This is a genomic window from Streptomyces sp. NPDC005408, from assembly GCF_040606445.1.
Classification (GTDB): Bacteria; Actinomycetota; Actinomycetes; order Streptomycetales; family Streptomycetaceae; genus Streptomyces.
On record NZ_JBEXEX010000048.1, the window covers coordinates 48,834 to 57,723 of the forward strand.

7 protein-coding genes are annotated in these 8,890 nt (G+C 69.5%); 1 reads left to right on the forward strand and 6 read right to left on the reverse strand.

The window, feature by feature from the left end:
- Positions 1-49: 49 nt before the first annotated feature.
- The 6 genes from carB to pyrR form a co-directional block, all read right to left on the reverse strand.
- The gene (carB, locus tag ABZS64_RS31310; RefSeq protein WP_355837039.1) at positions 50-3,358 is read right to left on the reverse strand and encodes a carbamoyl-phosphate synthase large subunit; all 3,309 of its coding nucleotides are present in this window, start codon (positions 3,356-3,358) and stop codon (positions 50-52) included.
- A complete protein-coding gene (carA, locus tag ABZS64_RS31315; RefSeq protein ID WP_355837040.1) occupies positions 3,351-4,487 on the reverse strand; it encodes a glutamine-hydrolyzing carbamoyl-phosphate synthase small subunit in 1,137 nt (378 codons plus the stop codon). The genes carB and carA overlap by 8 nt, the downstream gene beginning before the upstream one ends.
- Positions 4,484-5,050, reverse strand: a complete 567-nt coding sequence (locus ABZS64_RS31320; protein ID WP_355837042.1) for a hypothetical protein — start codon at positions 5,048-5,050, stop codon at positions 4,484-4,486. The genes carA and ABZS64_RS31320 overlap by 4 nt, the downstream gene beginning before the upstream one ends.
- The gene (locus ABZS64_RS31325) at positions 5,047-6,333 is read right to left on the reverse strand and encodes a dihydroorotase (RefSeq protein WP_355837044.1); all 1,287 of its coding nucleotides are present in this window, start codon (positions 6,331-6,333) and stop codon (positions 5,047-5,049) included. Before ABZS64_RS31325 ends, ABZS64_RS31320 begins: the two co-directional genes overlap by 4 nt.
- A 2-nt stretch (positions 6,334-6,335) precedes the next feature.
- Positions 6,336-7,322 (reverse strand): aspartate carbamoyltransferase catalytic subunit, encoded by a 987-nt coding sequence (locus ABZS64_RS31330; RefSeq protein WP_355837046.1) that lies wholly within the window; start codon positions 7,320-7,322, stop codon positions 6,336-6,338.
- 118 nt (positions 7,323-7,440) lie between these two features.
- Positions 7,441-8,019 (reverse strand): bifunctional pyr operon transcriptional regulator/uracil phosphoribosyltransferase PyrR, encoded by a 579-nt coding sequence (gene pyrR / locus ABZS64_RS31335; protein ID WP_355837048.1) that lies wholly within the window; start codon positions 8,017-8,019, stop codon positions 7,441-7,443.
- Between the two features lie 222 nt (positions 8,020-8,241).
- Here pyrR and bldD point away from each other — a divergent pair, with 222 nt between their 5' ends.
- A complete protein-coding gene (bldD, locus tag ABZS64_RS31340; protein ID WP_266489365.1) occupies positions 8,242-8,742 on the forward strand; it encodes a transcriptional regulator BldD in 501 nt (166 codons plus the stop codon).
- Positions 8,743-8,890 lie beyond the last annotated feature (148 nt).

Below are 8,890 nucleotides of genomic sequence, written 5' to 3' on the forward strand. Positions count from 1 at the left end.
GTCCTCATGAAGAGGGGGACACCGTTTCCGGTGTCCCCCTCGCCGTTTGCTAGTCGCGGGCCGCGGTCAGGTGTTCCGCGTGTTCCTGGAGTGAACGGACGCCCACATCACCGCGGTTGAGCGCGTCGATGCCCTGGACGGCGGCGGCGAGGGCCTGGACCGTCGTCAGGCACGGCACGGAGCGCGCCACAGCCGCCGTACGGATCTCGTAGCCGTCGAGACGGCCACCCGTTCCGTACGGGGTGTTGACGATGAGGTCGATGTCTCCGTCGTGGATGAGCTGGACGATGGTCCGCTCGCCGTTCGGGCCCTGGCCCTCGCTCTGCTTGCGCACGATGGTGGCGTTGATGCCGTTGCGCTTGAGCACCTCGGCCGTGCCGGAGGTGGCGAGCAGCTCGAAGCCGTGGGCGACCAGCTCACGCGCCGGGAAGATCATCGAGCGCTTGTCGCGGTTGGCGACCGAGATGAACGCGCGGCCCTTGGTCGGCAGCGGTCCGTACGCACCCGCCTGCGACTTGGCGTACGCCGTCCCGAAGACCGAGTCGATGCCCATGACCTCGCCCGTGGAGCGCATCTCCGGGCCGAGGACGGTGTCGACGCCGCGCCCGTGGATGTCGCGGAAGCGCGACCACGGCATCACGGCCTCCTTGACGGAGATCGGCGCGTCCATCGGGAGCGTGCCGCCGTCGCCGTTCGCCGGGAGCAGGCCCTCGGCGCGCAGCTCGGCGATGGTCGCCCCCAGCGAGATACGGGCTGCGGCCTTGGCCAGCGGCACCGCGGTCGCCTTCGAGGTGAAGGGGACGGTCCGCGAGGCACGCGGGTTGGCTTCGAGGACGTAGAGGATGTCGCCCGCCATCGCGAACTGGATGTTGATCAGTCCGCGGACGCCGACGCCCCTCGCGATGGCCTCGGTCGAGGCCCGCAGCCGCTTGATGTCGAAGCCGCCGAGCGTGATCGGGGGCAGCGCGCAGGCCGAGTCGCCGGAGTGGATACCGGCCTCCTCGATGTGCTCCATGACGCCGCCGAGGTAGAGCTCCGTGCCGTCGTAGAGCGCGTCGACGTCGATCTCGATCGCGTCGTCGAGGAAGCGGTCGACCAGGACAGGCCGGGTGGGGCTGATCTCGGTGGACTCGGCGATGTACTTCTCGAGGCGCGACTCGTCGTACACGATCTCCATGCCGCGTCCGCCGAGCACGTACGACGGGCGTACGAGGACCGGGTAGCCGATCTCGTCGGCGATCGCCTTGGCCCCGGCGAAGGTGGTCGCGGTGCCGTGCTTGGGGGCCGGGAGACCGGCGTCGGCGAGCACCTGGCCGAACGCGCCGCGGTCCTCGGCGGCGTGGATGGCCTCGGGCGGGGTGCCCACGACCGGCACGCCGTTGTCCTTGAGCGCCTGTGCGAGACCCAGCGGGGTCTGGCCGCCGAGCTGTACGACCACTCCGGCGATCGGTCCCGCCAGCGACTCGGCGTGGACGATCTCCAGGACGTCCTCCAGCGTGAGCGGCTCGAAGTAGAGCCGGTCGGAGGTGTCGTAGTCGGTGGAGACGGTCTCGGGGTTGCAGTTGACCATCACGGTCTCGTAGCCCGCGTCGCTGAGCGCGAAGGAGGCGTGGACACAGGAGTAGTCGAACTCGATGCCCTGGCCGATGCGGTTCGGGCCCGAGCCGAGGATGATCACGGCGGGCTTCTCGCGCGGCGCGACCTCGCTCTCCTCGTCGTAGGAGGAGTAGAAGTACGGGGTCTTGGCGGCGAATTCGGCGGCGCAGGTGTCGACCGTCTTGTAGACCGGGCGGATGCCCAGCGCGTGCCGGACCTCGCGTACGACGTCCTCGCGCAGCCCGCGGATCTCGGCGATCTGGGCGTCGGAGAAGCCGTGGCGCTTGGCGTCCGCGAGCAGCTCGGGGTAGAGCTTCTCGGCGGCGGCGAGCTCGTCCGCGTGCTCCTTGATCAGGAAGAGCTGGTCCACGAACCACGGGTCGATCTTGGTCGCATCGAAGACCTCTTCGGGCGTGGCGCCCGCGCGGATGGCCTGCATGACGGTGTTGATCCGGCCGTCGGTGGGGACCTTGGCGGTCAGCAGCAGCTCCGGCTTGTCGCCGGGCTCTCCGGTGAAGGAGAACTGCGAGCCCTTCTTCTCCAGCGAGCGCAGCGCCTTTTGCAGCGCCTCGGTGAAGTTCCGGCCGATCGCCATGGCCTCGCCCACCGACTTCATGGTGGTGGTGAGGGTGGCGTCGGCGGAGGGGAACTTCTCGAAGGCGAACCGCGGCACCTTGACCACGACGTAGTCGAGCGTGGGCTCGAAGGACGCCGGGGTCTTCTCGGTGATGTCGTTGGGGATCTCGTCGAGGGTGTAGCCGACGGCGAGCCGGGCGGCGATCTTGGCGATCGGGAAGCCGGTGGCCTTCGACGCGAGCGCGGAGGACCGCGAGACGCGCGGGTTCATCTCGATGACGATGATCCGGCCGTCGTCGGGGTTGACGGCGAACTGGATGTTGCAGCCGCCGGTGTCCACGCCGACCTCGCGGATGATCGCGATGCCGACGTCGCGCAGCCGCTGGTACTCGCGGTCGGTCAGCGTCATCGCGGGGGCGACGGTGATCGAATCGCCGGTGTGCACGCCCATGGGGTCGAAGTTCTCGATGGAGCAGACGACCACGACATTGTCGTGCTTGTCGCGCATCAGCTCCAGCTCGTACTCCTTCCAGCCGAGGATGGACTCCTCGAGGAGCACCTCGGTGGTCGGCGAGAGCGTGAGGCCCTGTCCGGCGATCCGGCGCAGCTCGTCCTCGTTGTGGGCGAAGCCGGATCCGGCACCGCCCATGGTGAAGGAGGGGCGGACGACGACCGGGTAGCCGCCGAGCTCGTCGACGCCCTTGAGGACGTCGTCCATGGAGTGGCAGATGACCGAGCGTGCGGACTCGCCGTGGCCGATCTTGGCCTTGACGGCCTCGACGACACCCTTGAACAGGTCGCGGTCCTCGCCCTTGTTGATCGCCTCGACATTGGCGCCGATGAGCTCGACGCCGTACTTCTCGAGCACACCCTGCTCGTGCATGGAGATCGCGGTGTTGAGCGCGGTCTGGCCGCCGAGGGTGGGCAGCAGCGCGTCGGGGCGCTCCTTGGCGATGATCTTCTCGACGAACTCGGGGGTGATCGGCTCGACGTACGTGGCGTCGGCGATCTCCGGGTCGGTCATGATCGTCGCCGGGTTGGAGTTCACCAGGATGACCCGCAGGCCCTCGGACTTGAGGACACGGCAGGCCTGGGTGCCGGAGTAGTCGAACTCGGCGGCCTGACCGATGACGATCGGGCCGGAGCCGATGACCAGGACGGACTGGATATCGGAGCGCTTAGGCACGCTGGCCCTCCATCAGGGATACGAAGCGGTCGAAGAGGTACGCGGCGTCGTGCGGGCCCGCGGCCGCCTCGGGGTGGTACTGGACGCTGAAGGCCGGCTGGTCGAGCAGTTGGAGGCCCTCGACCACGTTGTCGTTGAGGCAGACGTGGGAGACCTCGGCGCGGCCGTAGGGGGTGTCGGAAACCTTGTCGAGCGGTGCGTCGACGGCGAATCCGTGGTTGTGCGCGGTGACCTCGACCTTGCCGGTCGAGCGGTCCTGCACGGGCTGGTTGATGCCGCGGTGGCCGTACTTCAGCTTGTACGTGCCGAAGCCGAGCGAGCGGCCGAGCAGCTGGTTGCCGAAACAGATGCCGAAGAGTGGGGTCTTGCGCTCCAGGACCGCCTTGACGACGGTCAGATCGGCGGTGGCCGGGTCGCCAGGGCCGTTGGAGAGGAAGACGCCGTCGGGGTTGACCGCGTACACCTGCTCGACCGTGGCGGTGGCGGGCAGGACGTGCACCTCGATGCCGCGCTCGGCCATCCGGTGCGGGGTCATGCCCTTGATGCCGAGGTCGATGGCGGCGACGGTGAACTTCTTGGTGCCGATCGCGGGAACGACGTACGCCTGGGTGGTGGCGACCTCGGCGGAGAGGTTCGCGCCCTTCATCTGCGGGCTGGACTGCACCTTGGCGAGCAGCGTGGCGTCATCCATGACCGCCGCGCCGGAGAAGATGCCGACGCGCATCGCGCCGCGCTCGCGCAGATGGCGGGTGAGCGCACGGGTGTCGATGTCGCTGATGCCGACGACGCCCTGGGCGACGAGCTGCTCGTCGAGGGAGCGCCGGGAGCGCCAGTTGGAGTGCACGCGCGCGGGGTCGCGTACGACATAGCCGGCGACCCAGATCTGCTGGGACTCGTCGTCCTCGTCGTTGACGCCGGTGTTGCCGACGTGCGGGGCGGTCATCACGACGACCTGGCGGTGGTAGGAGGGGTCTGTGAGCGTCTCCTGGTAACCGGTCATGCCGGTGTTGAACACCGCCTCGCCGAAGGTCTCCCCCACGGCCCCGTAGGCACGGCCGCGGAAGGTGCGGCCGTCCTCCAGGACGAGTACGGCGGGAACCTTGGCGGCTCCCCAGGTGGAGGTCGTCATCGTGCGCCTTCCGTCGTGCTGTTCTGGTTCAGGTTGTTGATCGCCTCGACCCACGCGGCGTGCTCGGCCGCATGGTCGGAGCGGAAGCCGGAGTCGATCAGCTTGTCGCCGTGCGCCCAGGTGACGATCAGCAGTCCGCCCTCGGTGAGGACCTTGCCCGCGATGCCCTTGTCGAGCCTGGCCTCGCGCAGTGCTGCCCTGGGGACGAAGAAGTCCTGCGCCCCGGGGCGTACGACGTCCAGGCCCGCGTCGGTGAGCGTGAGCTCGACGCGGCTGCGGGTGCCCAGGCCGTGGGCCACGATCCGGTCCAGCCACTGCCCTGCGGTCGTGGAGCCGTGGTAGCGGCCGCTCATGCTCAGTGTCGCCTCGCCCGGCGCCTCGGGCGCGGTGGGCAGCTCGGGCAGGTCGGACTGGAGGCTGCCACGCCACTTCCACCCCTGGCGCATCAGCCAGTAGACGAACGCGATGAAGAGCAGCAGTCCGACCACCCAGCCGATGCGTCCGGCCCAGTTGGTCACCTCCGCCGACTTCTCGTCGGCGGCCAGGATGATGAGAGTTGTCACGCGAGCTTCCCGTCGACGACCGTGGCACGGCCCCGCAGGAATGTGTGGGTCACGCGACCCGGCAGCTCACGGCCCTCGTAGGGGGTGTTGCGGCTGCGAGAGGCGAAGCCCGCGGGGTCCACGGGTCCACGGTATGTCGGATCGACGAGCGTGAGGTTCGCGGGCTCACCAGCCGAGACGGGGCGGCCGTGGCCATCCAGGCGGCCGATGGCGGCCGGGCGGAAGGACATCCGGTCGGCGACGCCCGCCCAGTCGATCAGGCCGGTGTCGACCATCGTCTGCTGGACGACCGACAGGGCGGTTTCCAGGCCCACCATGCCCATGGCGGCGGCGGCCCACTCGCAGTCCTTGTCCTCGTGCGGGTGCGGGGCGTGGTCGGTGGCGACGCAGTCGATGGTGCCGTCGGCGAGGGCCTCGCGCAGGGCCAGGACGTCGGCCTCGGTGCGCAGCGGCGGGTTCACCTTGTAGACGGGGTTGTACGTGCGCACCAGCTCGTCGGTGAGGAGCAGGTGGTGCGGGGTGACCTCGGCGGTGACGTTCCAGCCCTTGGACTTGGCCCAGCGGACGATCTCGACCGAGCCCGCGGTGGAGAGGTGGCAGATGTGGACGCGCGAGCCGACGTGGGCGGCGAGGAGGACATCGCGGGCGATGATCGACTCCTCGGCGACGGCGGGCCAGCCGCCGAGGCCGAGCTCGGCGGAGACGACGCCCTCGTTCATCTGGGCGCCCTCGGTGAGGCGGGGCTCCTGGGCGTGCTGGGCGACGACGCCGTCGAAGGCCTTCACGTACTCCAGGGCGCGGCGCATGATCACCGCGTCGTCGACGCACTTGCCGTCGTCGGAGAAGACCTTCACGCCCGCGGCGGAGTCGTGCATGGCGCCGAGTTCGGCGAGCTTCTTGCCCTCGAGGCCGACCGTGACGGCGCCGATGGGCTGCACGTCGCAGTAGCCCGACTCCTTGCCGAGCCGCCAGACCTGCTCGACCACACCGGCCGTGTCGGCGACCGGGAAGGTGTTTGCCATGGCGTGGACGGCGGTGAAGCCGCCGACGGCAGCCGCCTTGGTGCCGGTCAGGACGGTCTCCGAGTCCTCGCGGCCGGGCTCGCGCAGATGGGTGTGCAGGTCGACGAGACCGGGCAGCAGGATCTTGCCCTCGGCCTCGACGACCGTCGCGTCAGCGGCTTCGAGCCCGGTGCCGACGGCCGCGATGGTCTCGCCGTCGATCAGGACGTCCTGTGCCTCGCCGCCCAGCACCTTCGCGCCGCGAATAAGGATCTTGCTCATGGTTACTTGGTCTCCTCGGTGCGGGAGTGGGTGGGGCTGACGGCGGGCTCGTTGCCGCCCAGAAGCAGATACAGGACGGCCATACGGGTCGAGACGCCGTTGGCGACCTGCTCGACGGCCGTGCAGCGGTCGGAGTCGGCGACCTCGGCGGTGATCTCCATGCCGCGGTTCATCGGGCCGGGGTGCATGACGATGGCGTGCTCCGGCATCCGCGCCATGCGGTCGCCGTCCAGGCCGTAGCGGCGCGAGTACTCGCGCTCAGTGGGGAAGAAGGCGGCGTTCATCCGCTCGCGCTGCACACGCAGCATCATCACCGCGTCGGACTTCGGCAGCACCTCGTCGAGGTCGTACGACACCTCGCACGGCCAGTTCTCGACGCCGATCGGGACCAGGGTCGGCGGGGCGACCAGGGTGACCTCGGCGCCGAGAGTGTTGAGCAGCAGGACGTTGGAGCGGGCCACCCGGCTGTGCAGGACGTCGCCGACGATCGTGATCCGGCGCCCGTCCAGGCCACGCCCTGTTCCGGCGTCGGCGCCGACCAGGCGGCGGCGCATGGTGAAGGCGTCGAGCAGCGCCTGCGTGGGGTGCTCGTGGGTGCCGTCACCGGCGTTGACGACGGCGCCGTCGATCCAGCCGGAGGTGGCGAGGCGGTACGGGGCTCCGGAGGCGCCGTGCCGGATGACGACGGCGTCCGCGCCCATCGCCTCCAGGGTCAGCGCGGTGTCCTTGAGCGACTCGCCCTTGGAGACCGAGGACCCTTTGGCGGAGAAGTTGATGACATCGGCGGAGAGCCGCTTGGCGGCGGCCTCGAAGGAGATCCGGGTCCGGGTCGAGTCCTCGAAGAAGAGGTTGACGACGGTGCGGCCGCGCAGGGTCGGCAGCTTCTTGATCGGCCTGTCGGCTACCCGGGCCATCTCCTCGGCGGTGTCGAGGATCAGCACGGCGTCGTCGCGGGTGAGGTCGGCGGCCGAGATGAGGTGGCGCTTCATCTGGGTGTGCTCCGTTGTCTGAAGGTCGTGGGTCCGGGGGTGGCCCGGACAAGCACAGCGGCATGCGGGCGCGCAGGTGGCACGTCCGTACGGGACTGGTGGGCGTACGGAGAGGGCGCTACTGCTCGCCGGCCGGGGCGGTCTCGTGCACACCGAGGAGCACGGTGTCGCGACCGTCCTCCTCGGCGAGCTGGACCTTGACCGTCTCCCGCAGCGACGTGGGGAGGTTCTTGCCGACGTAGTCGGCTCGGATCGGGAGTTCGCGGTGGCCGCGGTCGACGAGGACCGCGAGCTGTACCGCGCGGGGGCGGCCGATGTCGCCGAGCGCGTCGAGCGCTGCGCGGATGGTGCGGCCGGAGAAGAGCACGTCGTCGACCAGGACGACCAGCCTGCCGTCGACGCCGTCACCGGGGATGTCGGTGCGGGCCAGCGTGCGGGCGGGCCGCAGACGCAGGTCGTCGCGGTACATGGTGATGTCGAGCGAGCCGACCGGGATCTTGCGGCCGGTGATCTCTTCGAGCTTGTCGGCCAGCCGGCGGGCGAGGTACACACCGCGGGTCGGAATGCCGAGAAGCACCACGTCGTCGGCGCCCTTGGCGCGTTCGACGATCTCGTGGGCGATGCGGGTCAGTACCCGCGCGATGTCGGGGGCCTCGAGAACGGGGCGTGCGGCATCGGAACTGCCTTGCGTGTCCATATGAAACGGACCTCCTTCTCCGCCTCACGGGACGGACGTTAAAGGACGTCGGAATTGCGCCACCCACGGTACCAGGGCCTTGCCGGGCTGCGGGTCCCGGCCCTGCTGAAGACCGGTGTGGACCATTTCGGCTTGACGCATCCAAGTAACGCTGCGTAACCTCACAGTGAGTTACCAGCCGCGCGGCGGAGCCGCACGTTGTCACAGCGTCCGGGGAGCTATATGTCCAGCGAATACGCAAAACAGCTCGGGGCCAAGCTCCGCGCCATCCGCACCCAGCAGGGACTTTCCCTCCACGGCGTGGAAGAGAAGTCCCAGGGCCGCTGGAAGGCCGTAGTGGTCGGTTCGTACGAGCGCGGCGACCGTGCCGTGACCGTACAGCGTCTTGCCGAGCTTGCGGACTTCTACGGCGTCCCGGTGCAGGAGCTGCTTCCCGGCACCACGCCGGGCGGGGCCGCCGAGCCGCCGCCGAAGCTTGTCCTTGACCTGGAGCGGCTGGCCCACGTGCCGCAGGAGAAGGCCGGCCCGCTGCAGCGCTACGCCGCCACGATCCAGTCCCAGCGCGGCGACTACAACGGCAAGGTGCTGTCGATCCGTCAGGACGACCTGCGCACCCTGGCCGTGATCTATGACCAGTCACCGTCGGTCCTGACCGAGCAGCTCATCAGCTGGGGCGTGCTCGACGCGGACGCGCGGCGCGCGGTCACGCACGAAGAGGGCTGACACCGCTTCAGGAGAAACGTCACGTCGGAGGGCGAACCCGTCTTACGGGTTCGCTCGCCGGAGAGGTTGTCGTCCTTCTCGCGCAGCAGCTTCTTGTCGCGTGCGTACCGGTTGACCAGGCCGGTCAGAGCGGCCCGGAAGCCCTCTT

Bases quoted from the DNA above. Each gene is read 5' to 3' on its own strand.
- pyrR (WP_355837048.1), bottom strand. From the start codon at position 8,019: ATGGACACGCAAGGCAGTTCCGATGCCGCACGCCCCGTTCTCGAGGCC.
- carA (WP_355837040.1), bottom strand. From the start codon at position 4,487: ATGACGACCTCCACCTGGGGAGCCGCCAAGGTTCCCGCCGTACTCGTC.
- ABZS64_RS31325 (WP_355837044.1), bottom strand. From the start codon at position 6,333: ATGAGCAAGATCCTTATTCGCGGCGCGAAGGTGCTGGGCGGCGAGGCA.
- ABZS64_RS31330 (WP_355837046.1), bottom strand. From the start codon at position 7,322: ATGAAGCGCCACCTCATCTCGGCCGCCGACCTCACCCGCGACGACGCC.
- bldD (WP_266489365.1), top strand. From the start codon at position 8,242: ATGTCCAGCGAATACGCAAAACAGCTCGGGGCCAAGCTCCGCGCCATC.